Origin of the sequence: Corallococcus silvisoli, assembly GCF_009909145.1 — a bacterium.
Classification (GTDB): Bacteria; Myxococcota; Myxococcia; order Myxococcales; family Myxococcaceae; genus Corallococcus; species Corallococcus silvisoli.
The window spans coordinates 1-24616 of sequence record NZ_JAAAPJ010000015.1; the positions used below are offsets into that span (position 1 = coordinate 1).

General features: G+C 71.0%; 21 protein-coding genes. 6 read left to right on the plus strand and 15 right to left on the minus strand.

The window, feature by feature from the left end:
• Positions 1-384, plus strand: a 384-nt coding sequence (locus GTY96_RS37925) for a hypothetical protein (protein WP_235685908.1), incomplete at its 5' end; no start/stop codon positions are given.
• A 650-nt stretch (positions 385-1034) separates the two neighbouring features.
• Here GTY96_RS37925 and GTY96_RS27360 read toward each other — a convergent pair.
• Positions 1035-1733, minus strand: coding sequence for a sterol desaturase family protein (locus GTY96_RS27360; RefSeq protein WP_161666274.1), 699 nt, complete (start codon positions 1731-1733; stop codon positions 1035-1037).
• A 39-nt stretch (positions 1734-1772) separates the two neighbouring features.
• Positions 1773-2324 carry a peptide deformylase gene (gene def / locus GTY96_RS27365; protein WP_161666275.1) on the minus strand — a complete coding sequence of 184 codons (552 nt, stop codon included), beginning with the start codon at positions 2322-2324 and terminating at the stop codon, positions 1773-1775.
• 120 nt (positions 2325-2444) lie between these two features.
• Here def and GTY96_RS27370 point away from each other — a divergent pair, with 120 nt between their 5' ends.
• Complete coding sequence (locus GTY96_RS27370) at positions 2445-2927, plus strand: nuclear transport factor 2 family protein (protein WP_143907787.1); 483 nt, start codon at positions 2445-2447, stop codon at positions 2925-2927.
• Between the two features lie 3 nt (positions 2928-2930).
• On the opposite strand, the gene GTY96_RS27375 is transcribed toward GTY96_RS27370, so the two are convergent.
• The 6 genes from GTY96_RS27375 to GTY96_RS27400 form a co-directional block, all read right to left on the minus strand.
• Positions 2931-4412 (minus strand): hypothetical protein, encoded by a 1482-nt coding sequence (locus GTY96_RS27375; protein WP_161666276.1) that lies wholly within the window; start codon positions 4410-4412, stop codon positions 2931-2933.
• A gap of 102 nt (positions 4413-4514) precedes the next feature.
• Positions 4515-5042, minus strand: a complete 528-nt coding sequence (locus GTY96_RS27380) for a hypothetical protein (protein ID WP_143907783.1) — start codon at positions 5040-5042, stop codon at positions 4515-4517.
• A gap of 36 nt (positions 5043-5078) precedes the next feature.
• Positions 5079-5696: a DUF2378 family protein gene (locus GTY96_RS27385; RefSeq protein ID WP_201756448.1), complete on the minus strand. Its 618-nt coding sequence runs from the start codon at positions 5694-5696 to the stop codon at positions 5079-5081.
• A gap of 45 nt (positions 5697-5741) precedes the next feature.
• The gene (locus GTY96_RS27390; protein WP_161666277.1) at positions 5742-6854 is read right to left on the minus strand and encodes a 3-oxoacyl-ACP synthase III family protein; all 1113 of its coding nucleotides are present in this window, start codon (positions 6852-6854) and stop codon (positions 5742-5744) included.
• Between the two features lie 479 nt (positions 6855-7333).
• Positions 7334-7849, minus strand: a complete 516-nt coding sequence (locus tag GTY96_RS27395) for a hypothetical protein (protein WP_161666278.1) — start codon at positions 7847-7849, stop codon at positions 7334-7336.
• Between the two features lie 131 nt (positions 7850-7980).
• Complete coding sequence (locus GTY96_RS27400; RefSeq protein ID WP_407926983.1) at positions 7981-8586, minus strand: vegetative protein; 606 nt, start codon at positions 8584-8586, stop codon at positions 7981-7983.
• A 166-nt stretch (positions 8587-8752) separates the two neighbouring features.
• On the opposite strand from GTY96_RS27400, the gene GTY96_RS27405 reads away from it, so the two are divergent.
• The 3 genes from GTY96_RS27405 (at position 8753) to tkt (ending at position 13029) form a co-directional block, all read left to right on the plus strand.
• Positions 8753-9601, plus strand: a complete 849-nt coding sequence (locus tag GTY96_RS27405; RefSeq protein WP_143907777.1) for an AAA family ATPase — start codon at positions 8753-8755, stop codon at positions 9599-9601.
• Positions 9602-9620: 19 nt separating this feature from the next.
• The gene (locus tag GTY96_RS27410; protein ID WP_161666279.1) at positions 9621-10826 is read left to right on the plus strand and encodes a vWA domain-containing protein; all 1206 of its coding nucleotides are present in this window, start codon (positions 9621-9623) and stop codon (positions 10824-10826) included.
• A 142-nt stretch (positions 10827-10968) separates the two neighbouring features.
• Positions 10969-13029 (plus strand): transketolase, encoded by a 2061-nt coding sequence (gene tkt / locus GTY96_RS27415; protein WP_161666280.1) that lies wholly within the window; start codon positions 10969-10971, stop codon positions 13027-13029.
• Positions 13030-13192: 163 nt separating this feature from the next.
• On the opposite strand, the gene GTY96_RS27420 is transcribed toward tkt, so the two are convergent.
• The 4 genes from GTY96_RS27420 to GTY96_RS27435 all read right to left on the minus strand — a co-directional run bounded on the left by GTY96_RS27420 (position 13193) and on the right by GTY96_RS27435 (position 17502).
• Positions 13193-14698: a hypothetical protein gene (locus tag GTY96_RS27420; RefSeq protein ID WP_161666281.1), complete on the minus strand. Its 1506-nt coding sequence runs from the start codon at positions 14696-14698 to the stop codon at positions 13193-13195.
• A gap of 208 nt (positions 14699-14906) precedes the next feature.
• Positions 14907-15503, minus strand: a complete 597-nt coding sequence (locus GTY96_RS27425) for a GNAT family N-acetyltransferase (protein WP_161666282.1) — start codon at positions 15501-15503, stop codon at positions 14907-14909.
• 11 nt (positions 15504-15514) lie between these two features.
• Complete coding sequence (locus tag GTY96_RS27430; protein ID WP_143907766.1) at positions 15515-16411, minus strand: pseudouridine synthase family protein; 897 nt, start codon at positions 16409-16411, stop codon at positions 15515-15517.
• Positions 16408-17502, minus strand: coding sequence for an AAA family ATPase (locus tag GTY96_RS27435; protein WP_161666283.1), 1095 nt, complete (start codon positions 17500-17502; stop codon positions 16408-16410). Before GTY96_RS27435 ends, GTY96_RS27430 begins: the two co-directional genes overlap by 4 nt.
• Positions 17503-17754: 252 nt before the next feature.
• Here GTY96_RS27435 and GTY96_RS27440 point away from each other — a divergent pair, with 252 nt between their 5' ends.
• The gene (locus GTY96_RS27440; protein WP_161666284.1) at positions 17755-19323 is read left to right on the plus strand and encodes an LVIVD repeat-containing protein; all 1569 of its coding nucleotides are present in this window, start codon (positions 17755-17757) and stop codon (positions 19321-19323) included.
• 7 nt (positions 19324-19330) lie between these two features.
• On the opposite strand, the gene GTY96_RS27445 is transcribed toward GTY96_RS27440, so the two are convergent.
• The 3 genes from GTY96_RS27445 to GTY96_RS27455 are packed head-to-tail and all read right to left on the minus strand — an operon-like array spanning position 19331 to position 24549.
• Positions 19331-21364 (minus strand): response regulator, encoded by a 2034-nt coding sequence (locus GTY96_RS27445; RefSeq protein ID WP_161666285.1) that lies wholly within the window; start codon positions 21362-21364, stop codon positions 19331-19333.
• Positions 21361-24174: an ATP-binding protein gene (locus GTY96_RS27450; protein WP_161666286.1), complete on the minus strand. Its 2814-nt coding sequence runs from the start codon at positions 24172-24174 to the stop codon at positions 21361-21363. Before GTY96_RS27450 ends, GTY96_RS27445 begins: the two co-directional genes overlap by 4 nt.
• Entirely contained in the window at positions 24175-24549 is a 375-nt protein-coding gene (locus tag GTY96_RS27455) for a response regulator (protein WP_143907752.1), read from the minus strand.
• Between the last annotated feature and the right edge of the window lie 67 nt (positions 24550-24616).

Genomic DNA, 24616 nt, shown 5'->3' on the forward strand with positions numbered 1-24616 from the left:
TTCCGCAATCCATTACTTCTTGGGCTTGCTATTTGGTTTTCAAAGACCGAGCCGCTTGTCCTGCTTCGCGACTTTTGTTACCGTTGCTTCGTCCCGCTTGCCAGCTTCTTTCCGACCGGCGGGGTTGCAGCTTCTATTTCAGTCCGCATCCGCCGTCAACTTCTGCTTTTGCGTCCTGCGGGCTTCTTCGTTTCCCCGGCGCCGTCCAGTGACTTCCGCCGGTTTCTCGAAGGGGAGCGGCTTCTACTTCTTCGCCAGCATCCCGGTCAACCGCTTGTTGTCAGCTTTCCTCACCGCATTTCGTCCGAGTGCTGCCTTCCGGACTTCTTCGGTGGGGCGCGGCTTTTACCTCTTCGCCGCTTCCGCCGTCAACTTGCTTGTTGACTGCCCTATTTTCTTGTCGGAGCTACACCTCTCCTCGAAGTACCTTCCGCGCCAGTGCGCGGGCTTCGAAGCGAGGGGCGCGGCTTCTACCACCGCCGCCTTCTGAGTCAACCCTTTCGGCTTGGCTCGTGCTGCTGATCGGCGTCCGCGTTTGCTGCCCGCTTCCGTCGAGGGGCGCGGCTTCTACCACCGCCGCGTCTACTGTCAACCGCCCTGCCGTTGCTTCCCATTCCCGTCCAACACCGCCACCTGCTCCGCCTCCCATGAGGCGGCAACCCACACCTACACCATCAACGCCCGCTGTGATCGATGTCGATTCATGCTGCTTCCCGCGCAGCTGTCCGACCTGCTGCCTTCGGATCCATCTTGGGCGGGACACGGCCTTCACTTCGCCGCGTTCAGGGTCACCACCTGCTTCGACCCTTTTTGCTTCATCCCCGTGCGCTCGTTCCGAAGCCGTGAGGCGCCGGTCCGTTGCGCGGGGGGTCCACTGTCTAACGCTTCGGTTCCGTGCCGTCAAACCTTGAATGATCCGGGCCTGATCATTCCTTCGGCACCGCCGGGGATATGCGCACGCCGTCCCCAGGTGTGAACCCCTGTCTCCCGCCTTCTTCTTTCCGCCTTATCTCCCTCGGCGTGCCGCCTGCCCCTCACTCGGCGGGGCGGCGCTTCGTCAGGGGGGCTCCTCGCCAGCGCGTCCCAAAGAGCCCGTCTCCGAGGGGAAACGTGATGTTGAAGTTGTGGCGGCCCATCCGGCTCGGGTCGTGATGGACCTGGTGGTGCCTCCGGAGAAACGGGATGCCAGGCAGCTTTGCGCTCCAATGGTCGCCTGGCAGGTGCGTGGCGAAGTGCACCCACTCGTACGCGAGGTAGTACCCCAGCGCCGTGGCCCCGAAGAGCCAGCCCGCGTTGGCGGAGATCAGCAGGAAGCAGAGCGCTCCCAGCGGCGCGGCGACAGCGCCCAGGAAGAAGAGGAGCAGCACGGGCGGGAAGAGCACCATCTTGAAGTCCCGGCTGGACTCGTAGGCCATCGCTTCGTGGGTGAAGAAGCGGTGGTGCTGGGCGGTGTGGCGCTCGAAGAGGAGGCCCAACCCCCGTCTCCGGTGGTGCATCGGGCCCCGGTGGCCCAGGAATTCGACCGTGTTCGCGAACACGACCGCCACGGGGACCCCCAGCAGCTCCCAGAGGTGGGGGGCCTCCACCCGGCTCAGGGCCAGGGAGACTCCCCCGAGACAGACGAGGCTGGTGAAGGCGAAGTGGGCCCACCCCCTGTAGCCCGGTCCGATGGCCCGGGCCCGGTACTGCGCTCGGAAGGCCTGGACCAGGCGTGGGACGGGGGGCGGCGCCATGCGCTCGAGCGTAGCGCGCCCCTCTCCACCGCCGTCCAGCTAGGAGCGCTTCGAGCCCTTCCCCTCCGGGCCTGATTCCGGCGCCTCGTCCTTCCGGCGCGCGAGCGACTTCTGCAGCTTGCGCATGCGGTCCAGGATGAGCGTCCGCTTCAGGCTGGAGAGGTGGTCCACGAAGACGTGGCCATCCAGGTGGTCGATTTCGTGCTGGAGGACGTGCGCGAGCCGCCCTTCCGCCTCCAGTTCGTGCCACTGGGCCGTCCTGTCCTGGTAGCGGACCTTCACGCGCTCGACGCGGGGGCACTTCTCCCACACGTCCGGCACGGACAGGCAGCCCTCCTCCAGCTTCACGCTCCCCTCCTTGGATAGCAGCTGGGGGTTCACGATTTCGAACTGGGTGCCGTCCTCCCTGCCGACGATGGCCACCCGCAGGGGCACGCCGACCTGGTTGGCGGCGATGCCGATGCCCTTGGCCTCCGCCATGGACGCCGCCATCTCCTGGAGGAGCGTTTCGAGCGCCGGGCCAAAGTCGGTCACGGGCTGGGTGGTCGTGGTGAGAACCTTGTGGGGCCAGATGACGATGTCGCGAGCCATGCGCCCGTACTTTGCCACGCGTCCCCCCCGTTGCTGAGCACTTCCGGCCAGTCCCGGTCCGGCGGCGGACGGCCTCCGGGCCTCGAGCGCGGCGCCCGGCGGTTCTGCTAGACGGGCGGGATGCACCCGCACTCCCAGCTCATCACCGACTTCTATTCGGCCTTCCAGCGGCGCGACGCGGACGGCATGGCCGCCTGCTACCACCCGGACGTGGAGTTCAACGACGAGGTGTTCCAGGGACTGCGCTACGCGGGCGCCACCTCCATGTGGCGCATGCTGCTGGAGCGCGGCCGCGACCTGGAGCTCACCTTCAGCGACGTCCAGGCCGACGACCGCGCCGGCCGCGCGCACTGGGATGCGCGCTACACCTTCAGCCAGACGGGCCGGAAGGTGCTCAACCGCATCGACGCGTCCTTCGAGTTCGCCGACGGCAAGATCATCCGCCACCACGACCGGTTCCCCTTCTGGACGTGGTCGCGGCAGGCGCTGGGGCCCGTGGGACTGGTGCTCGGGTGGACGCCGCTGCTGCACAACAAGGTGCGCGCCCAGGGCGCCGCGGGCCTGCGCAAGTACATGCGCGAGCGCGGCATCCAGGGCCCCTGACGCTCACCCGCCCAGGTCGAGCTGCCTCAACATCACGGGGCCACGGGCACCCTGACGTGCCAGGGTGGCCTCGCAGCGCACCTCGCCCATCCAGTCCGTGTAGCGCAGCGACGCCGTGCCATCCGCGTGCAGCCACAGCGTGGCGTGACCGTGATTGCCTCGGTCCTGGCGCACGCCCGTCCACTCCGGGAAGCGCGGCCGGGACTCGAAGAAGCGCACCGGCGCCACCGGGTGCTCCGGCGCGTCCTGCCGGGCGTAGGGGAAGCCTCCGTGGCCCAGGCTCGCGCCAAGGAAGGGCAGGCCCGGGGCCCGGTCATATAGCGCGCCCCCTCGGGCGCCGCCCCAGCACCAGAGGTCCACCCATTCGCGCCCCACCACCAGGGCCTTCAGGTCCTCCGACACGAGCGGAGCCAGCCGGACCGGGTCCTCTGGCCCGTAGGGCGCCGCGTGGCTCAGCAGGATGTTCATCGCGCCTCGCCTGCGGCCCTCCGACAAGCGCTGCTCCAACCACTGCAGGAGCGCGGGCTCGCGGTGGCGGCCCTCCTCGAACCAGGCGGTGTCCAGGCCGATGAGCTGGAAGCGCTCCGCGGTCAGGCAGAAGTAGCTTCCCTCTTGAGGGTGACGGGGGCCGGCGCCCCGCCGCTCATCCAGGTAGCGGAAGTAGGCCCCCGCTCCCGAGCGCATCTCCGGCGCCGCGTTCAGCGTCAGCAACGTCGTCGTCGCGAGCAGCGGCTCCAGGGGGCGTGCCACGTGCGCGTCGAACTCTCCCTGGCGGCCCGCGTAGAAGACGCCGCCCAGGTGCACCGCGCAGTCCAGGCGCTCGCCCCGCATCACCAGCTGCCGGGCGAGGTATCGCGAGGCGTACTCGCCCGTGCCGAAGTCCGCGAAGAGCGCCACCTCCACCGGGTGCCCCCGCTCCGGCTCCCGCAGCGGGTACACGAAGCGGCTCTTCGCCCCGAAGTGCCAGCGGAACGGGGCCTGCCGCGCCGCCGCGCCCTGCTCCAGCCACACCGGGCCGCCGAACAACAGCCACCCGCGCAGGTCCGCCCCCGGCTCGAAGCGCGTGCGCGTGGGGTCGATGGGGATCTCCTCCGTCCTCAGCGGGAAGGTGAAGTCCGCGGGCAGCCCTCCCGCGCCCTGCCGGCCGTGCCGCCCGGCCGCGTCCAGGCGCTCCTCCAGTTGGCCCGGGTCCGTGAAGAGCAGCTCGAGCTCGTGTAGCACCTCCACGAACGCGCCCACCGTGACCCTCGCGCCCAGGCCGCTCTCCGTCCAGCGCAGCACGTCCTCCGGCTCCCGCAGGAAGGCCGCCTTGAGCGCCTCCAGCTCCTCCGGCCCCAGGATGGGCAGGTCCGTGTCCACCAGGGAAACGGAGTCCGCCCGCCGCTTCGCCGGAGCCTCGGCTTCATTCGCGGGCGGCGCGGCCTTCGCGCCCGCTGGCGGACGGTAGCCGAGCGACTCGTAGAGTGGATTCCACCTGCCTTCCATGCGTCCCCCTCGCGATGCCATCGGACGCCCAGGGACGCATTCTCCCAGGCAACCCCGACATTCCCGCGCCCCCCGGGGTGCCGGGAGGGGCCGGCTCGCCGCTCAGGGGTTGGGGGTCCGGAAGGTGTACAGCGTGTAGTACGAGCCGGTGGCGAAGCCGGGCAGCCTGAGCGGGTTGAACACACTCAGGTTGGACAGCACGCCGCCCACGAAGCCCGGCGGTACCTCCACCAGCTTGAGCGCGCCGCCGGCGAGCACCACGCCCGCCTGGGGCTGGTCGTTGCTCACCAGCGTGCACACCCCCGACGCGGTGAAGCCACCCACCGGCAGGAGGAAGCGCGCGTGGAAGGGCACCTGCGTGCCCGGGGTGAAGGCCCGGTCCGTCAGCCGGAAACAGGCCGTCGCCGTGCCCACCCGTTCGTAGCCGCCGTCCGTCACGGCCCTGCCGTCCACCACGCGATGGACGGGCACGTAGAGGCCCGCGCCCAGCTTCACGGTGGGCTCGAAGGGAGCCGCCGCGCACACCGCCTCATCCGGCGGCGTCGCGGCGTCCTCCTGCGAGCGGAACGCATACACCCACTCATCTCCGGACTGCAGTCGCACCGGGGCCCCTGCCTGTTCCCGCGACATGTTCGGCTCCATTCCCAGGTGAGGGGCGTGCTCGGGTCACTGCCAGGACAGCGCGTACTCCGTGTCCACCGTTCCGGTCTGACGGCCCTTCACCTGCACGCCCCGGGCGCCCAGCGCCTCGATGACCGCCTGGAGCACGCCCTCGTGGTACGCGGGCGGCATGAAGTCGCGCTTCATCAGCAGCCGGCCCGCGCGGTCGCCCTGCCACTCCACGCTGCGCTCGCCATAGCTCACCGCCGCGCGGTAGCCCGTGGGCAGGTTCGACACCAGCCGCTTCGGGCTGTCGCCCGCGAGCAGCAGCAGCGTCTTGCCCGCGGCCGACGACAGGAAGTCCGTGGTGGCCTGCGTGCCCATCTTGCGCAACATCGCGTCGAAGCCGCCCAGCTGCGGCCCCATCAGCTGCGCTCCCGCGAACGACAGCTTCAGGAAGCCCGACACCGGGTAGTTGAAGAAGTCGACGAACTTCTTCTCCGAGGACGCCGCCAGACACTTCTCCACGGCCGCGTCACCGCCCAGGATGCGCACCGCGTTCAGCGCGCCGTTGAAGAACATGCCTCGGGCCGTGTCATCCGGAGTCGCCAAGGCCAGGCGTTTGTCCAGGTCCTGGGCCACGGCCGGCTCCAAGCCGACCACTTCCTTGCGCTGCTCACTCATAGAGGGGGAAATCTCCGGGGGGGAGGAGATGAACACCCGTGCGCGCTACAGCCGCACGAGCTGGGCGCCATAATGAACGTTGGCGCCCACCGCCGCCACCACCACCAGGTCCCCACTGCCGAGCGCCACGCGCCCGTGCTCCAAATCGTCCGCCAGCAGAATCAGCATTCCCGCCGCGGACGTATTGCCAATGCGATCCACGTTGCAGGCCACGGCCTCCTTCGGAAGACCCGCGCGGGTCACGAATGAATCCATCACCCGCTTGTTGGGCTGGTGGAAGTAGTAGCGCTTCACCTGCGCGCGCAGCTCGGGCGTCGTGAGCACCGTGTCCAGGCACTTCTGCATGTACTCCGGGTAGCTGCGCGCCACCTTGAAGCCATCCACCACGAAGGCCATGTCGGATGGGCGCGTGCGACCTGGCTGGTAGGGCAGCTTCAGCATGCCGCCCCCCCGGCGCGTCACCAGCTCCGCGTATGCGTTGCCGGAGAAGGAGGAGAGGATGCCCGGGCCGGCTTCGTCGCCCTCCTGGCGACGCAGCACCACCGCGCCCGCGCCATCCCCGAAGACATACATGGACAGGTAGGCATTGAGCGCCTTGGGGCGGCCCGGCGTGGGCGGGAGCTCGTCCGTGTAGACCTCCCGGTTGAGCAGCGGCGAGGTGAACGCCGAGGCCACCACCGCCACCGTGCGGAAGCGGCCGCCCTCCATCATCTTGCGCACCAGGTCCAGCACGTAGGGCGTGCCGCCGCAGCCGTCGTCCACCACCAGCGCGAACGCGTCCTCGCGCAGGCCCAGCCGCTCATGCAGCGCCATGGCGTCGTGGTTGAAGTGCGGCGCGTCCGGGGTGCACGTCACCACGAACAGCGCGTCCAGCTCCTTCGCGTCCACCCCGCCGCGCGACAGCGCCTGGCGCAGCGACAGCTCACACATGTCCGTGTTCGTCGCCGGGTAGAAGCGGCCCAGCACGTCGTCCGGCGGGGGGATGGCCCGGCCCGTCTCGTCGTCGAAGTCCCAGAGGAAGCGGCGCTCCCGGATGCCAATCTTCTCCTCGATGCGCTCCGCGGACCAACCGGGGATGGCCCGTGCGATCCGCTCGTTGCTGATGGTCCGCGCTGGGACGAAGGAACCCGCGCCCACCACACAAACCCGTTCGGTCATTTCCGTGGCCTCGTGATTTCACAGCCTTGCCGGACGGGATGGATTCCCTGGCAAGGATGGATAGAGCACGTTCCAGGCCAATTCCTAAGCCCTTGGAAATACGGACTTTCTCTGGCTGGCCACGTCAATCGTGAAGTACAGGCCAGGACAGAAGAGCCCCCTGAGCCTGATAAATCCGTGGGATGCGCAACGCTTCAAGAGTGAAGCAAACCACGTGGAATGAATCACACGCGAGGTAGGGCTTCACTTCGAGTGACCGCCGAAAGCACGCGCGGTGTCTACTATTGGCTGAAGAATGTCAACGGATTGCGGAGCGACAAGGGTCCGCCGCTCCGGAATTGCGAGCGGCGGACTTCGACGACAGGCCCGCCGCGCCTCCCCCCCGTTTCAGCAGGTCGCATTGGGCCCCGCCCTCACTACGCGGGGCGCGCGAAATTGGATTTCAGCCCGTGAGTCACCCGAACGGATGACCCGGTTGTTCAGAAGGGGATGTTGTCGTCGTCGTTGGGCGGCGGGATCTCGCCGTCGTCCGGCGGATTGCCGTAGCCGTAGCCGCCCCGGCCTCCGCCACCGCCGCGGGGCTCGCCACCACCGCCGCCACCCTCGCCGCGCTGGCGGGCGATCTCCGCCTCGATGGAGGCCAGGAGCTGACGCTCCTTGTCGTGCCAGCGCGACTTGCTGGGGTCCGCCAGCGAGCGGCGCGCGCCGTTCGCGTAGAACTCCAGGTCCTGGAGGCTGGCGCCGTAGACGGGCGCGCCCTTGCTGCGGCCGTAGTTGGGGAGAAGCATGCCGTCGCCGCCGCCTCCACCGGCCGGCGCGCCCGAGGACGCGGGACGGCGGGCCGCGGGGGCCGCCACCGGCGTGGCGCTCATGGACAGCTCGCCCAGTTGCAGCGTGAAGCCTTCGCCGTTCCTGTACGCCGTGCCTACCCGGACCTGCTCCACCTGACCATCGGGACGGCGGACCGCGACGGTGACTGGATATTGCTCGCTCATGCGGCCCGGATTCCCACCGGCGCGGGGCTGCTGTCAACCGTAGGAAGCGCCGCGTGTCCGTCCCGGGGGACGCACGGTGGGCCGCCGCTCGCGACCCACCACGCTGGCAGCCCCGTGGACGACTTCGTTCGTCAGGTCAGGGACACCATGCCGCCACTGGAGCCCTTCTTGCGCACCCAGGCCTTGGCCTTGGGCGGCGCGGCGGGAGCGGCGGGCTTCGCCACTTCCTTCAGCGCCTGGCTTCCCGCGCGGCCGCGCGGGAGCGTCACGTCCTGGACCGACTGCGGCCGGGCGCCATCCACCCACGCGTCCGGACGGCGGCCCGTGCGGATGAGCAGGCGCAGCTTCTGGTAGTGCGCCGAGCAGTAGCCCTTGGAGCGGCTCTGGCGCTTGCACCCGATGACGGCGCAGGCCTGGCTGCCTTCCGCGGCGGCCGCACGCGCGGCCGGACGTCCCGGACCCTTCGCGGGCGCGGCCTTCGCGGCGCCCTTCACCGGCGCGGCCTTCGCGGCGGCACCCTTCGCGGGCGCGGCCTTCCCGGCGCCCTTCACCGGCGCGGCCTTCGCGGCGGGCGCGGCCTTCGCGGACGGCGGGCGGCCCGGACGGCGGCGCGCGACGGGCTCGGGCGCCAGCGTGGGCGTGCGCACGCCAGCGACGGAGCCCAGGCGGCTGGACAGCGGCGCCAGGCGGTAGGTCACGTCGCGAAGGGCATCCAGCGCATCCAGACCCTTGGCCATACGGGCCACGGCCTTCTGAACGGGAGCCAGTTGCAGTTGCAACTCGCGCCGGACCATGTCGCGAAGTTCGGTCTCAAGGGAAAGTGGGGCCATGTGGGGCAGGATATACACCCAACCGCCCGGGGCGGGAGAAACATTGCCGCCCGGAATGTTAAAGGAACCCATCATGACTCCGGTTCCCACTCCCGTCCGCTTCCGCGGCACCGACTCCTACCTCACGAGCGAGGGCCTGCAGGCCGCCGTCAACTGTGCCCTCACGCTCCAGCGCCCCCTGCTGGTCAAGGGCGAGCCCGGCACCGGCAAGACGCTGCTGGCGGAGGCCATTGCCCAGGGGCTGGGATTGAAGCTGCTCACCTGGCACGTGAAGAGCACCACGCGGGCCCAGGATGGGTTGTATGTCTACGACACCGTGCAGCGTTTGTATGACTCGCGCTTCGGCGACGGGGACGTGCGCGACATCCGGCGATACATCCGCATGGGGCCGCTGGGAGAGGCCTTCGCCGCCCCCGAGCGCGTGGTGTTGCTCATCGACGAGGTGGACAAGGCGGACCTGGAGTTCCCCAACGACCTGCTCCACGAGCTGGACCGGATGCGCTTCCGCATCTCCGAGACGAACGACGAGGTCGTGGCCCAGCACCGCCCCGTGGTCCTCATCACCAGCAACAACGAGAAGGAGCTGCCGGACGCGTTCCTGCGCCGGTGCGTGTTCCACTTCATCGACTTCCCGGAGCGCGAGCTCATGCAGCGCATCGTGGAGGTCCACCACCCGGGGCTGGACGCGGCGCTGGCGGAGCAGGCGCTCAAGGTCTTCTACGAGCTGCGCGCGATGACCCGCCTGCGCAAGCGGCCCTCCACCAGCGAGCTCATCGACTGGATCTCCGTGCTCAAGGCCAACGGCGTGATGGAGTTGAAGCTGGAGGAGCAGCTGCCGTTCCTGGGCGCGCTGCTCAAGAAGGAGCAGGACCTGGTGGCGGTGGCCGAGGCGTTCGGACGCGGCCGGCGGACCCGCGCGTAACGGCAAAGGACCCGGGCCCATGTTCCTGCCGTTCTTCTATGAGCTGCGAAAGCGCGGGGTGAAGGTGGGCGCGCAGGAGGCGCTCGCCCTGGCCGGCGCGCTGAAGGCCGGACTGCATGACAGCAGCCTGGATGGCTTCTACCACGTGGCGCGCGCGCTCCTGGTGCACTCGGAGACGCAGCTGGATGCGTTCGACCAGGCGTTCCTCGCGCACTTCCAGGGCGTCGCATCCGACGCGCTCAAGCTCACCGAGGAGCTGTTGTCCTGGCTGGAGGAGGCGAAGGAGCGCACGGACCTGAGCCCGGAGGAGCTGGCGCTCCTGGAGCAGTGGGACCCCGAGGAGTTGCGAAAGCAACTGGAGCAGCGGTTGAAGGAGCAGACCGAGCGCCACGACGGCGGCACGCGCTGGGTGGGCACGGGCGGCGCGTCTGCCTTTGGCAACAGCGGCATGGCGCGGCAGGGCGTGCGCATTGGCGGCACGGGCGGACGACAGGGTCAGGCGCTGTGGCAGGCCGGCGCGCGCAAGTACGCGGGCTACCGCGACGACGTGGTGCTGGACACGCGGCAGCTGGCGGTGGCGCTGCGCAAGCTGCGGGCCTTCGCGCGCGAGGGCGCCGCGGAGGAGCTGGACGTGGACGAGAGCATCTCCGCCACCGCGAAGAACGCGGGCGAGCTGGAGGTGGTGACGCGTCCGCCGCGCCGGCCCAACACGCGCGTGGTGCTGTGCATGGACGTGGGCGGCTCCATGGACCCGTACGCGCACCTGGTGAGCCGGCTGTTCAGCGTCGCCAGCCAGGCCACGCACTTCAAGGAGCTGCGCACCTACTACTTCCACAACTGCGTCTACGGGAAGCTCTACGCCACGCCCCAGCTCACCGGTGGCATCACCGTGCCGGAGCTCACCGCGCAGGTGGGGCGGCACCACAAGCTGGTGATGGTGGGCGATGCGTCCATGGCCCCGTACGAGCTGGGCATCCGCACGGATGCCAACGGCCAGTACCGGCAGGAGGGGCTGGACGGGCTCACGTGGATGATGCAGCTGGCGCAGCACTTCGAGCGCAATGTGTGGCTCAACCCGGAGCCGCGCGGGTCGTGGCGGACGGGCACCATCGCGACCCTCGCGACGGTGTTCCCCATGTTCACCCTCACCGTGGAGGGGCTGGGTGAGGCGGTGAACCACCTCACCCGGGGCAGGACACCCCGCGGGGCGATGGCTCGGCGGTAATTCCCGGGAGCGCCAGTGTCCCCTGCCTGACCGCCGGGCATACACCGCCGCCGGGCCGGTCCCGGGGGGCGTGTTTCGTGCGGCACGGCGCTTCCAGTTACGGCATGGTGCGCCCGCGACGCAGTCCGGCGAGGGAGGCCGCATGACGACCGAGAAGATCGATACCCAGGCAATCAACACCATCCGCACGCTGTCCATCGACGCGGTGGAGAAGGCCCACTCGGGCCACCCGGGCGCGCCCATGGCGCTGGCTCCCGTGGCCTACCAGCTGTGGCAGCAGGAGCTGCGGTACGACCCGGCCCAGCCCCTGTGGCCGGACCGCGACCGCTTCATCCTCTCCAACGGCCACGCGTCCATGCTGCTCTACAGCCTGCTGCACCTGGCGGGCGTGAAGCGCGTGGGCAAGGACGAGCAGGTCACGGACGTCCCCGCCGTGTCGCTGGAGGACATCCAGAAGTTCCGTCAGCTGGACTCGGCCACGCCGGGCCACCCGGAGTACCGCTGGACCACCGGCGTGGAGACCACCACCGGCCCCCTGGGCCAGGGCGTCGCCAACAGCGTGGGCATGGCCATCGCCAGCAAGTGGCAGGCGGGCCACTTCAACCAGCCGGGCTTCGAGCTGTTCACCCATGACGTCTACGCCCTCTGCGGCGACGGCGACATGATGGAGGGCGTGGCGTCCGAGGCCGCGTCGCTCGCCGGCCACCTCCAGCTGCCCAACCTGTGCTGGATCTACGACAGCAACCACATCTCCATCGACGGCAGCACCGACCTGGCCTTCACCGAGGACGTGGGCCGCCGCTTCGAGGGCTACGGCTGGCGCGTGCTCCACGTCACCGACGCCAACGACCTGGAGGCCCTGTCCAAGGCCTACCGCTCCTTCAAGGAGCAGCGCGGCAAGCCCACCCTCATCATCGTCAACTCGTTCATCGGCTTCGGCTCGCCCAAGAAGCAGGGCTCCGCCAGCGCCCATGGCGAGCCGCTGGGCGCGGACGAAATCAAGGGCACGAAGAAGAACTACGGCTGGCCCGAGGACTCGCAGTTCCTGGTCCCCGACGGCGTGCGCGAGCGCTTCCAGGAGCGCCTGGGCGCCCGCGGCAAGGGCCTGCGCGAGGCGTGGGACGCGTCCTTCGCGGCCTACCGCGAGAAGCACCCCGCGCTGGCGCACGAGCTGGAGCGCATGCTCAAGCGCGAGCTGCCGGAGGGCTGGGACAAGGAGCTGCCGGTGTTCCCCGCGGACGCGAAGGGCATGGCCACCCGTGAGTCGGGCGGCAAGGTGCTCAACGCGCTGGCGAAGAACTACCCGTGGCTGGTGGGCGGCTCCGCGGACCTGAACCCGTCCACGAAGACGTACCTGTCCGCCTCCACGTCCATGAAGCCGGGCGAGTACGCGGGCCGCAACATCCACTTCGGCGTGCGCGAGCACGCGATGGGCTCCATCGTCAACGGCCTCAACCTGAGCCACGTGCGCGCGTACGGCGCCACGTTCCTCATCTTCAGTGACTACGAGCGCCCCGCCATGCGCCTGTCGTCGCTGATGGAGCTGCCGGCCATCCACATCTTCACGCACGACTCCATCGGCCTGGGCGAGGACGGCCCCACGCACCAGCCGGTGGAGCAGCTGGCGTCGCTGCGCGCGGTGCCGGGCAACGTGGTGATGCGCCCCGGTGACGCCAACGAGGTGACGGAGGCGTGGCGCTACATCGCGCAGCAGCAGCACCACCCGGTGGTGCTCGTGCTGTCGCGGCAGCCGGTGCCCACACTGGACCGCACCAAGTTCGCCCCCGCGTCCGGCGTGGCCCAGGGCGCGTACACCCTGCTGGAGGCCGAGGGCGGGACGCCGGACGTCATCCTCATCGGCACGGGCACGGAGGTCGCGCTGGTGGTGGAGGCCGCGGAGAAGCTGAAGGCCGAGGGCGTGAAGGCGCGCGTGGTGAGCATGCCGTCGTGGGAGCTGTTCGAGCAGCAGCCCCAGGAGTACCAGGACCGCGTGCTGCCCCCGTCCGTGAAGGCGCGCGTCGCGGTGGAGAAGGGCGCGGCGTTCGGCTGGGAGCGCTGGGTGGGGCTCGCGGGCAGCGTCATCGGCATGCGCAGCTTCGGCGCTTCGGCGCCCATCAAGGCGCTCCAGCAGAAGTTCGGCTTCACCGTGGAGAACGTGGTGAAGGAGGCGCAGGCCACCATCGCCAAGGCGAAGAAGTACTGACGCGCCTGTCTTGAAAATGAGAGGTGCCCCGAACCCTCCCCCGAAGGTCCGGGGCACCTCTGGGTTCACCGCCGGGCGACCGGCGGGAACGACCCGGGATGCGTGTGGCTGTCTCCCCCTCGCTTCAAATCCCCCCACTCCCCAACGAGACCGGCGGTGCCGCTCAGGCCGCGATGAACAGCGGGCGCGGCGGGCGCGGGTTGCTGACGAACTTCATCTCGTTGATCATCTTCTTGAAGTCTTTCGGGTCGATGCCGGTGGAGCCGCTGGCCTGCGCGCGGGTGGCGTACTTCTCGTAGGTGTCCACCACCTTCTTGGCCTCCGGCGTGAGGCGGTCGTAGTTCATGCGCGCCCACTTCATCGTGTCGGTGAACTCCGTGCCCGCCGCCTGTCCGTCCAGGTCGCCGGCGCCCTTCTCGATGGCGGCCGTCAGGTCGCTGCCGGAGATCTTCCCGCTCTTGGCGTCCAGTCCCTCCAGCGCGTCGCGCATGGAGCTGTCGTGGAAGGTCTGGAAGCGGCCCATCGCCTTGAACATGGCGTCCGCCTCCTTCTGCGTCAGGCCGTCCGGGCCGGCCTTCTTCGCGGCGGCCTGATAGGTCTTCAGGACCTCCTTCGCCTCCGGCGTCAGGCGGCTCTCGTTCTTCGCGGCCCACTTCTCGAACTCCTTCAGTTCGGAGGTGGTGGAGTGGGCATCCGTGTCGGAGATGCCTTCGCGGATGGCCTGGGTGAGGTCCTCACCGGAGATGGGGCCGTGCTGCCTGTCGAGCGCCTCCGTGGCCTTGCGGGCGCTCACGTCCCCGGAGCCCACGCGGCGCATCTCCTTGTTCAGCGCGGCGGTCTCCTGGTCCGTGAGGCCGCTGCGGCCCTGCGCCTGCGCCGCCTTGGTGTGCTTGCGGTAGACGTCCAGGACCTCCTTGGCCTCCGGAGACAGGCGGCTCTGGTTCTTCGCGGCCCACTTCTCGAACTCCTTCAGCTCCGCGCCGGCGGCCTGGCCGTCGTGGTCCGCGGTGCCGGTCTGGATGGCGCGGGCCATGTCCTGGCCGGACACCGTGCCGCCGTGGGTCTTGCTGTCCAGGTTGGCGAGCGCCTTCTTCGCGCTGGCGTCCCCCACGTCGCGCATCTCCGCGAGCATCTTCTTGAAGTCCCCCTGCGGGATGCCGGAGTCGCCGCGCGCCTGGGAGAGCGCCGCGTACTTGGAGTAGATGTCCATCACCTGGCGGGCCTCCGGGGTGAGGCGCTCGCGGTTGTTGGCGGCCCAGTCCGCGACGGTGCGGTACTCGCTGGAGGCGGCCTGGCCGTCCAGGTCCCCGACGGCGGCCTCGATGCTGTCCGCGAACTGCTCCGCGCTGATGGGGCCGGACGTCTGGCCCAGCTTGTTCATCTCCACCAGGGCGCCCAGGTCCTTGGGCTGCCAGTTGTCGGAGGCCGGCTTCACGCAGCCGCCGCCGCTGGCGGTGAACTGATCATGCGGGTGCGCCTTCAGGTCCTTGATCTGCGCCTTCAGCCCCTCCAGCTGCGCCTTCATGTTGTTCAGCGTGGCCGCCATCTCCGCCTCCTTGCGGCTGGCGGACGCGGGGCCCATCAGGCTCTGGAGCTCCTTCGCGCCGAGGGCCGGCTTGGAGTTGAGGGCGGAGGAGAGGGCGGTGGAAGCGGTCTGGGTGATGGCCATTTTGGATCTCCGGGAGGAGCGGCTTCCGTCGCGGAAGCGGTCATGCCGGGACCTATTGCGCGCGTCGTGCCAGCCCTGCCCCCCTGGCGACCCTCCGTGATTCCATGAGGTTACGCGGCGACAGCTTGAAATCCGGGGTGGTGACAACCGTCACCACCGGTGATGACAGTCATCATCCCCCCCACCCCCGGGGTGGTGACGGCGGACATCACTTCCCGCGCGGGGGCTTCAGCGGCTTGCGCACGCGCTGCTTGCCCGCGGGCCGGTCCCCGACGTGGACGTAGCCGCGCTTGAGGAAGAAGGAGAGCGTGCCCGTGTAGGCCATGCCGTTGGAGATGCGCGCGGCGCCCCGGGGCGGCTTCACCGGGTAGGCCTCCAGGGTGCGCGCGCCTTCGCGGCGCAGCGCGGTCTCCACGGCGGCGAGCAGCGCGGTGGCCACGCCCTGGCCGCGCCAGTTCCGGTGGATGAAGAAGCAGGGCACGGAGGCGACGGCGTTCGCGTCATCGCACTGGAAGCTGGGGGCCCGGTCCAGGCGCGAGAAGGAGCGACGCGGGCCGAAGGTGGCCCAGCCCACCGGCGCTCCGTCCGCGTAGGCGAGGACGCCCTTCGCCTCGCCGCTGGCGACGAGGGCCTTGAAGCGGCGCTTCGCCTCCGGGCCGCGCACGTCGTCGTAGCGTTCGCCCTCCGGGATGCGCCAGTACATGCACCAGCAGCCGCCACAGGCGCCGTTGGGGCCGAAGAGCTTCTCGAGGTCCGGCCAGTGCGCCGGGGTGAGTTCGACGGTCTTCAGGTCGGGAGCGGCCATGGACGCCCGTTCTAGACGCCGCCGCGCAGCTCCGTCTCGGGCCACAGGGCGCCGTCGCGCGCGGTGAGCAGGAAGGTCAACCGCCCCTGGTGGAAGCCTCGCACCGGCGCCTGTGGCTCCGGGAAGCCCGGCGGTGGGCGCCAGTCCGGGGGCTGGAGGGGCACGCCAGCGATGGACTGGCCCTGACGCAGGGCCCCCACGTCCTGGTCGGTGAGCGCGCGGGTGGAGGCCCAGGGGAGCAGGTCGCGGCCGTGCAGCTCCACGCGGCGGCCGGGGCCCGGGTCCCTCCACGGTCCGATGGCCGTGCGCTTCAACGCGGAGAGGTGCGCGCCACAGCCGAGCGCCCGCCCCAGGTCCCGGGCCAGCGACCGCACGTAGTAGCCGCCCCGGCAGGTGAGCTCCAGGACGCTGGCGCGGGGCAGGTCGTGCGCGAGCCAGCGCGCGGCGTGCAGATAGACGCGCGACGGGGGCAGGTCCACGGGCTCGCCCCGGTGGGCCTTGCGGTAGGCGGGCTCGCCGCCGAGCTTCTTCGCGCTGGTGGCGGGCGGCACCTGCTCCGTCCACCCGAGGAACGGGCGCAGCGCCTCATCCAGGCGCTCGGGCGTGAGCGCGGACGCGTCCCCCTGGTGCACGGGGCGGCCGAGCAGGTCGCCCGTGTCCATCTCCGTGCCCCACTCCACGCGGGCCTCGTAGACCTTGGGCGCGGCGTGCAGGTGCTCGAACAGGTGCGTGGCCGGGCCCACCAGCATGAGCAGCAGCCCTTCCGCGAAGGGGTCCAACGTGCCGCCGTGGCACAGCGCCGTGCGGCGCCCCGGCCGCGTCTCCAGCGCCTCCTCCTGGAAGGCGCGCACCACGGAGAAGCTGGTGGGGCCCACGGGCTTGTGCGTCAGGTAGAGGCCGGGTGTCATTCGTCGTCCCTGTTCCGCCGCACCGTCGTCGCGCCCTGCTGCTTCTCCAGGTGCACGGGCGAGATGCCGGCGCCGTCCGCGATGACGCGCGCCAGGGGCTCCGCGTGCGTCGTCACCCAGACCTGGCTGTACTCCGACGCTCGCACGATGAGCCGGCCCAGCGGCTCCAGCAGCTCCGGGTGCAGGCTGGTCTCCGGCTCGTTCAGCGCGAGGAACGGGGGCGGCCGGGGACTGAGCAGCGCCGCCAGCAGGCACAGGTAGCGCAGCATCCCGTCCGACAGCTCCGCCGCCGCCATGGGCCGGAGCAGGCCGGGCATGTGCAGGAACAGGCTGAAGCGGCCCTGGTCCTCGCGCACCTCCAGCCGCGCGCCCGGGAAGGCGTCGTCGAGGCCCTGCTCCAGGGCGCGCTCGTCCCCCACCTCCCAGATGGTCTGGAGCGCCGCCGCGAGGTCGCGACCGTCGGACGCGAGCACCGGCGTGCGCACGCCCACCTGCGGGTGCCGGGGCAGCGCGTCCGGATCCGTGCGGAAGTGGTGGTAGAAGCGCCACGCGCCCAGCGTGCGCCGCACCTCCGCCAGCCGGGGGAAGCGGTGCGGCTCCGCGAGCTGATCCATCACCGACTCCGACGACCACAGCTCCGTGGGGAACGCCACGCGCGTCCCGCTCGAGTCACGCAGGAAGGCCGTGCGGTCCTTGCGCTCCATCAGCACCACGCGCCGGCCCCCCGAGTGCGCCCAGAGGTGCTCTTCCTTCACCTCCGGATCCAACAGGAACATCGTGGGCGGCGGAGGCCCGGGCACCACGCCGCATTGCAGCTCGTAGGTGAGGTCGTCCAGGTCCACCGTCACGCGCAGCCGCACCGGCTTCTTGCCGTCGCGCGGGCCGGCCCACATCACGCTCGGCGTGCCGCCCTCGTCCGCCAGCGTGCGCGCCAGCCGCCCGTCCGCCGCAGTCGCGAGCAGGTACAGCGCGCGGTACAGGTTCGTCTTGCCGCTGCCGTTGGGCCCCACCACCACGGTCACGGGGCCCAGCTCCAGGTGGAGCTGGCGCACGGAGCGGTACCCAGCGATGTCCAGACGCGTCAGGGGCATGGTCTGTCCCCAGCCTAGCTGGCCCGGTGCATCCGTGGGGAACGAGCGCCCCGCGGCCTTTCAGGGCTTCCGCGCGTCGCGGACAGCCAGGAACCCGTCGTGCCTGCGTAGATGCGGAGCTGTCTTCAGCTCTGTCCATGTCATGGACACGCACCCCGGGCTGCTCATCTTCTCCGAGCCGTGAGGTAGACTCGCGGGGCCTCGCGCGTCGGCCGTGGACCGCGAAGCCCCTGCGCCGGAGTCACCTTCCCGATGAAGTCTTTCGCACGCCTCCTGGGCACGGGGCTGTTCGCCTGCGCCCTGTCCCTGTCCGGCTGTCATGACACCGACCCCCAGGTGCCGGATGACGGCCCCCCGGACGAGAGCACCGCCGTCGAGCTCACCGACTACGTCGACGTCACCCCCGACCTGCCCTGCATGGATGCGAACTTCGCGTCGCCCCGCGCGAACTGCGAGGACCCGGGCAGCTTCAACCTGTCCCGCTGTGACATGGCCGCGGTGGGCGCGGTGGAGCCCTCCGGCATCTACCGGGCCATCCTCCGCTACAACTCGGAGAGCATGTTCGGCGCCGGGTTCCGCCTGGACACCTCGCCCACCTTCCTGAACCGGCCGCTCGTGCGCAACCAGGTGAACAGCCAGGGCTTCTTCATCACCGGCCAGCTCACGACGACCACGAACAAGGTGCAGCGGTACGCGCTCGCGGGCTGCCGCGTGCCGGAGCCCGGCCGCATCACCGGTTGCTTCGTGCGCTGCACCGACGGCGTGCCCGAGTACTCCGGCACCTTCGACGCCCGGCGGATGAACTGGGAGGCCAAGTCCTCCAGGCCCACCGCCATGCACCTCGTCTCCGAGTCCGCCGTCCCCCTGGGAGACTCCGTGGATGTCTACGTCACCCAGGGCCACGCCTACGTCGTGTCCCTGCCCCGGGGAAAGGAGCCGGGAGGGCTGAGCGTCTTCAACGTGACCGACCCGGCCCACCCCACGCTCGTCACCACCCTCAGCCTGCCCAATGACAGTTATTGGAACGGCGTCTGGGCGAAGGGCAACGCGCTCTACATCGCCAGCGGCGACTCCGGCGTCATCGTCTATGACATCACCCAGCCCGCGGCGCCCCAGTACATCCGCGCGCTGCCCGGCGGCGCCATCGACGTGCACACCGTGTTCGTGGACGGCGACCGGCTGTACGCCATGTCCCCCTCACCCAATGGGGAGACGCTGATCTTCGACGTGGCCGCCCCGCTGGAGCCCCGGCTGCTCGGCCGCGTCTCCGTGCCGCGCACGGACGTGACCAGCTACCCGCACGACGCGTTCGCCTATCAGGGCCGACTCTACATCAACCACTCCACCTTCGGGTACACCGTGGTGGACGTGACCCGGCCCGACGTGACGCCCGTGCTGGGCCGGTATGCCTTCGCCGGCCAGTACAGCCACGCGAACGCGGTGGGCACGTTCAACGGGCGCACCATCGCCTTCGAGGGCGGCGAGCGCTTCGGCGCGCACCTGCGCGTGCTGGACGTCACCGACCCGGCGCGCATCCGCCTCATCGCCCAGGTGAAGATGCGCGCGCAGACGTCCATCCACAACCTGGTGCTGAAGGGCACGCGGCTCTACGTGGCCTGGTACCACGAGGGCGTGCGCGTCTTCGACGTGGCGGACCCCGAGCACCCCAAGGAAGTGGCGGCCTTCGACTCCTTCGACGAAGCGCACCCGCGCAGCACCGACAGCCTCTACCAGGGGGCCATCGGCATCCGGGTGCCGGGGGACGGCTCCGTGTACGCGGTGGACCTGTCGCGCGGGCTGCTCGTGCTCCAGGAGCCGTGACGGGCGGTCACTCCGTCTCGATGCGGTCGCGGCCGTTGGACTTCGCCCGGTACAGCCGGGCGTCCGCGACGCGCAGCAGCTCGTCCAGGGTGGTGCCGTCCCGCGGCGCCACCACGAGCCCCGCGCTGAAGGTGACGGAGAAGGTCTCGCCCGCGTCGCCTTCGAAGGCCATGCCCGCCAGCTCCTCCGCGGTGCGGGAGAAGATCTCCTTCGCGCTCTCCAGCGACTCCCCCAGCAGCGCGACGACGAACTCCTCGCCGCCCCAGCGGGCGCGCAGGTCCTCGCGGCGGAAGCGCGCGCCCAGGAGGCGACCCAGCCGCATCAGCACGCGGTCCCCGGCGAGGTGGCCGTGCTCGTCGTTCACCTTCTTGAAGTGGTCCACGTCCAGGAAGCACAGCGCCAGCGGCTTCTCCCCCCGGCGCGCCTCCGACAGCCGCGCGTTCACCGCGTCCACGAAGGGGCGGCGCAACATCAGGCCGGTGAGCGCGTCGCGCTCCGTGCGCTCGCGCGACAGCCGCGCCCGCTCCAGGCGCGCGTGCACGCGGGCGCGCAGCTCCTCCTTGAGCACGGGCTTGGCCAGGTAGTCGTCCGCGCCGGCCTGGAACGCGGCCAGCCGGAACTCCAGCCCCACCTGCGCCGTGACGAGCAGGATGGGCAGCTCCTGCCACTCCGGCGTCAGGCGCAGGATGCGACACAGGTCGAAGCCGCTGGGCCCGGGCATCTGCACGTCCAGCAGCAGCAGGTCCGGGCGGTGGCGGGCCAGCGCGTCCAGCAGGCCGTAGGGGTTCTCCAGCCCCACCACCTCCACCGCGTCGCTCACCAGCGCCTGGGAGAGGGCCCGCACGGCCTCCGGGTCGTCATCCACCACCATCACCTTGGCGCGCTCCTGCCTGCGCGCCGTCACCAGCCGCTCCGCCGCGGTGGCGAAGTCCTGCTGGGTGAAGGGCCGGGGGAGGAAGAGCGAGGCCCCCGCGTGCGCGGCGTGCACGCGCTCCTGGAGGCCGCCCCCCGTGCTGGAGAAGGCCAGCGGCAGCGACTGGTGGCCCTCCAGGCTCCGGAGCGCGTTCGCCGTGGCGAGCCCCATGGGGCCCATGTGCAGCAGCGCCCCGTCCACCCACTGGCGCGCCACCACCGCGCAGGCCTCGTCGGGCGTGCCCGCCGTCACCACCCGCACGCCCTCCTTGTCGCCCATGCGCCGCGCGTCCGCGAGGATCTCCGCGTCCTCGTCCACCACCAGCAGCGTGCCCATGGCGGAGACGACCGCCGGGTCCGGCTCCAGCTCCGGCTCCAGGACGGGCATCACCACCACGGCCTCCAGCGCGCGGAAGCCCGCGTCCACCGCCGCCCAGTCCAGCGCCAGCGGGGTGCCGGCCCGCACCGGCTGGAGCACGTCCTCCAGCTTCCCCGCCGCGACGCTCACGTCCCGGAAGCCGTAGCTGCCCGCGGTGCCGTGCAGCTTGTGCACGACGGCGTAGGCCTCCTCCATGACCGAGGCCTCGCCGTGGCGCCCCCGGCCCAGCAGCGCCTGGAGCGTGGCCAGCCGCTCCGGCAGCTTCGCGCCGTAGTCCGCGCTCAACTGGGCGAGGCTCGCCGCGAAGGCGTCCTCCGGGTCCAGCGCCTCCGGCTCCCGCGGCTCCGCGGGCGCGGGCGGCGATTCGGCCAGCGCGAAGAGCTGCTCCAGCCACACCGCCAGCTCCTCCGGCCGGTAGGGCTTGTGCACCACGCGCGCCACCCCCAGCTGGCGCGTGAGCAGCTCGTGGCTCTTCAGGTCCTTCCAGAAGGCGGACGCGAAGAGCACCGGCAGCGCGGGGCGCGTCTGGCGCAGCTCCCGGATGAAGTCCGCGCCCGTCATGCCCGGCAGCAGGCCGTCCACGATGGCGGCGTCCACCGGCTCCGACAGGAGCACCTGGCGCGCCTCCGCGGCGGAGCGCGCGGGCGTCACCTGGTAGCCCTTGTCACGCAGGAAGGTGCAGACCAGGGTCTGGAGGTCGCGGTCGTCCTCCAGGAAGAGCAGCGTCTTGTCGCTTCGCGCGGTGCTCACGGCATCGCCTTTCGGGGCTCGGCCGCCGCGACGTCGCGGCGGGAAAGCAGTCCATTGAGCAGCTCCCGCACCGAGGCCACCAGCTCCTCCTCCGAGGAGCGGGCCTTCGTCAGGTGGCGGGTGATGCCCAGGGTGAGTTGACGCTGGTCCGTGCGCGACAGCTCGCGCCCGGTGAAGACGATGAGGGGCGTCGCGCGGCCCTTGCCCTGGCGCAGGATGTCCACCACCTCGAAGCCATCCAGCCGGGGCAGCCCCACGTCCAGGACGATGAGGTCCGGGGGCGTGTCGCGCGCGAGCGCCACCGCGCTCTCCCCGTCCGCCGCCTCGATGCACAGCGCGCCCAGCCGCTCGAACTGCGCGCACAGCACCCGGCGCGTGGTGGCGTCGTCGTCCACCACCAGCACGCGCGCCTGGCCCGGCTGGCGCATGGCGTAGCGCAGCGTCTTCAGCAGCCGGGCCTCGTCCACCGGGCGGGGCAGCCAGTCCACCAGCAGCGGCGTGCCCACGCCCGCCGCCCCCTCCTGGGAGCGCCCGGACAGCGCCAGCACGGGCAGCTCGCGCGTGCGCGGCTGTTCACGCAGGCGGCGCATCCAGTCCAGCACGTGGCCGTCCGGCATCTGCGTGTCCACCACCAGCGCGTCCGGGGGCGCGGCGTCCACCGCCTGCATGGCCTCCGTGAGCGTGGAGGCGCGCACCACGCGGTAGCCCTCCTGGGACAGCAGGCTGCGCAGGAGCGCGGACAGGTCCGCGTCCGCGGTGACGATGAGCACGTTGTGGCGCGACTCGTCCCGGGGCAGCGGCGCGCTGGTGCCCGACACGGGCGCCGGGGCGCGCAGGCCCTCCAGGGTGAAGTGGAAGGTGGCGCCCTGGCCGGGGGGGCTCGAGACCTCGATGCGGCCGCCGTGCTGCTCCACGATGGCCTGCGAGATGGCCAGGCCCAGGCCGGTGCCGCCCTTGGAGCGGGTGTCGGACGCGTCCAGCTGCTGGAAGCGGCCGAAGAGGCGGGAGAGCTTCTCCTCCGGGATGCCGGGGCCCTGGTCCGTGACGCTGAAGCGCACCCGGCCGTCCGCCGCGAGGCTGGACGCCACCACCACGGAGGCGCCCGCGGGGGAGAACTTGATGGCGTTGGAGACCAGGTTGGTGAGCACCTGGATGAGCCGGTCGCGGTCGCCCTTCACCTGCGGGGCGCCCTCCACGTCCGAGCGCAGGGACACCTGCGCGGTCTCCGCCATGCCCTGCACCCCCGCGAGCGTGGCGTCCACCAGCTCCTGCGCCGTCTGGGGTTGGAGCTTCAGCTCCAGCATCCCCGACTCCATCTTCTCCAGGTCGAGGATGTCGTTGATGAGGCGGATGAGCCGTTCGGTGTTGGTGCGCGCGATGCGCACCATGTCCAGCGCCTGCGCGGGCAGCTCCCCCACGATGCCGTTCTCCAGCAGGCCCAGCGAGCCGCGGATGGAGGTGAGCGGCGTGCGCAGCTCGTGGCTCACGGTGGAGACGAACTCGTTCTTCATCCGCTCCACGGCCTTGCGCTCCGTGAGGTCGCGCACGAAGACGGTGGTGCGCGGGGGGCCATCCGCGTGCACGCGCGCGAAGGTGAGCTCCGCGGGGAACACGCCGCCGTCGGCGCGCAGGCACGGGCTCTCCACGCGCGACGCGGGGCCGCGGGCCTGCTGGAGCGCGGCGTGGACGGCGTCGCGCTGGGCGGCCGGCAGCGACGCGGGCAGCGCCAGCGACAGGAAGTCCTCGCCCACCGCGCGCGCGGACGGCAGGCGGAAGTGGGTGACGGCGGACGGGTTGAACTCCGCCACGCGGCCGGCTTCATCCAACACGACGATGCCGTCCGGCGACGCCTCCAGGATGGCGGCCTTGCGCGCGTCGCTGACCCGCGCCTCCGCGCTCGCGGCGGACAGCGCCTGGGTGCGCTCCTCCACGCGCGCCTCCAGGCCCCGGTTGAGCTCCCCCAGCGCCGCGGAGGCCCCGGCGAGCCGCACCAGGACGACCAGCACGTAGCCCACGAGCAGCAGGGACACGCCGAAGAGGACGATGCGGGTGCGCTCGGCGCGCGACTGGGACTCCTCCTGGAACTGGAGGTAGTTGGTGATGAGGCGCTCGGCCTCGCTGCTGGCGCTGTGGTCCAGCAGCGCCTGGAAGGACGCGTCCGCCGAACGCCGGAGCGTCATCAGCTCCCGCGACCGCGCCTCCAGGTCCTCCAGCGCGGCGCGGTGGGCGGGGGCCAGCGGCGGCGCGCCGTGGGCCTGGGCCAGCTGCTCCAGCGAACGCTCCACCCGCGCGCCGAGGTCCCCACCCTGCGCGCGGGAGGCGGTGAGCACGTCCGCGCCCAGCGTCTCCACCTGCTCCCGCAGGGGGCCCGGGGGCAGCGCGGCGGCGACGGCGAAGACAGCGCGGGGGAAGGACTCGCGCAGGGTGGTGAAGCGGTCATCCTTCGCCCGGGCCTCCGCCAGCAGGGTGCGTGAGTCCTCCAGCACGCGCAGGTAGTCCGCCAGGACCGCGAGGAGCGAGCGGCGGCCCTCGTCCGACAGGGAGCCGGGCATCGCCTCCAACAGGCGCGCGCGGGCGGCCAGCGCGTCGAAGGCGCCCCCGGAGGAGCCATGGGCCTCCCGCATGCCCGTGCGCTGGCGGAGCACGTCCAGCTCCAGCTCCGCGGTGGCCACGCGCAGCTGCCGCAGCTGGGTGCGGTAGCGGTCGTGTTCGGCGGTGGAGCCCGGGCGGCCCAGGACGAACAGCGCGCACAAGAGCACCAGGGCGCCGGCGGCCAGCGCGGTGGAGCGTTTGGAGAGGCGAGGTTCCATTCAGGGCACCAGGCGGCGGATTTCCTGCGGCAGCGTCATGGGGTCGAACGGCTTGCCGATGACGCCCACCGCGCCCAGCTCCAGGTAGCGCGCGACCTCCTGCTTCTGGATCTTCGCGGTCATGAAGATGATGGGGGTGTTCGCGGTGGCGGGCTGCTCGCGCAGCCGGCCGAAGGTGGTGGGCCCGTCCATGCCGGGCATCATCACATCCAGGAGGATGAGGTCGGGGCCTTCCTGGCCCGCCTTCTCCAGGGCCTCCGCGCCGGAGGCCGCCAGCACCGTCTTCCAACCGCCCACGCGGCTGAGGCTCAGCTGCCCGATGGTGCGGATGTCGTCCTCGTCATCCACGAGCAGGACCTTCTCGATTTTCGCCATGACGGGAGAGTGCTCCAGGGGGTGGGGTTTGGATCGCGTTACGGAGGAGGGGGCCCGGATGGATCTC

What these genes read in the sequence shown, in the direction of transcription:
- GTY96_RS27440 (WP_161666284.1), top strand. Translation starts at nt 17,755, where the DNA reads ATGAAGTCTTTCGCACGCCTCCTGGGCACGGGGCTGTTCGCCTGCGCC.
- GTY96_RS27400 (WP_407926983.1), bottom strand. Translation starts at nt 8,586, where the DNA reads ATGGCCAAGGGTCTGGATGCGCTGGATGCCCTTCGCGACGTGACCTAC.
- GTY96_RS27370 (WP_143907787.1), top strand. Translation starts at nt 2,445, where the DNA reads ATGCACCCGCACTCCCAGCTCATCACCGACTTCTATTCGGCCTTCCAG.
- def (WP_161666275.1), bottom strand. Translation starts at nt 2,324, where the DNA reads ATGGCTCGCGACATCGTCATCTGGCCCCACAAGGTTCTCACCACGACC.
- GTY96_RS27455 (WP_143907752.1), bottom strand. Translation starts at nt 24,549, where the DNA reads ATGGCGAAAATCGAGAAGGTCCTGCTCGTGGATGACGAGGACGACATC.
- GTY96_RS27450 (WP_161666286.1), bottom strand. Translation starts at nt 24,174, where the DNA reads ATGGAACCTCGCCTCTCCAAACGCTCCACCGCGCTGGCCGCCGGCGCC.
- GTY96_RS27430 (WP_143907766.1), bottom strand. Translation starts at nt 16,411, where the DNA reads ATGACACCCGGCCTCTACCTGACGCACAAGCCCGTGGGCCCCACCAGC.
- GTY96_RS27390 (WP_161666277.1), bottom strand. Translation starts at nt 6,854, where the DNA reads ATGACCGAACGGGTTTGTGTGGTGGGCGCGGGTTCCTTCGTCCCAGCG.
- GTY96_RS27380 (WP_143907783.1), bottom strand. Translation starts at nt 5,042, where the DNA reads ATGTCGCGGGAACAGGCAGGGGCCCCGGTGCGACTGCAGTCCGGAGAT.
- GTY96_RS27425 (WP_161666282.1), bottom strand. Translation starts at nt 15,503, where the DNA reads ATGGCCGCTCCCGACCTGAAGACCGTCGAACTCACCCCGGCGCACTGG.
- tkt (WP_161666280.1), top strand. Translation starts at nt 10,969, where the DNA reads ATGACGACCGAGAAGATCGATACCCAGGCAATCAACACCATCCGCACG.
- GTY96_RS27385 (WP_201756448.1), bottom strand. Translation starts at nt 5,696, where the DNA reads ATGAGTGAGCAGCGCAAGGAAGTGGTCGGCTTGGAGCCGGCCGTGGCC.
- GTY96_RS27405 (WP_143907777.1), top strand. Translation starts at nt 8,753, where the DNA reads ATGACTCCGGTTCCCACTCCCGTCCGCTTCCGCGGCACCGACTCCTAC.
- GTY96_RS27435 (WP_161666283.1), bottom strand. Translation starts at nt 17,502, where the DNA reads ATGCCCCTGACGCGTCTGGACATCGCTGGGTACCGCTCCGTGCGCCAG.
- GTY96_RS27395 (WP_161666278.1), bottom strand. Translation starts at nt 7,849, where the DNA reads ATGAGCGAGCAATATCCAGTCACCGTCGCGGTCCGCCGTCCCGATGGT.
- GTY96_RS27420 (WP_161666281.1), bottom strand. Translation starts at nt 14,698, where the DNA reads ATGGCCATCACCCAGACCGCTTCCACCGCCCTCTCCTCCGCCCTCAAC.
- GTY96_RS27360 (WP_161666274.1), bottom strand. Translation starts at nt 1,733, where the DNA reads ATGGCGCCGCCCCCCGTCCCACGCCTGGTCCAGGCCTTCCGAGCGCAG.
- GTY96_RS27410 (WP_161666279.1), top strand. Translation starts at nt 9,621, where the DNA reads ATGTTCCTGCCGTTCTTCTATGAGCTGCGAAAGCGCGGGGTGAAGGTG.
- GTY96_RS27375 (WP_161666276.1), bottom strand. Translation starts at nt 4,412, where the DNA reads ATGGAAGGCAGGTGGAATCCACTCTACGAGTCGCTCGGCTACCGTCCG.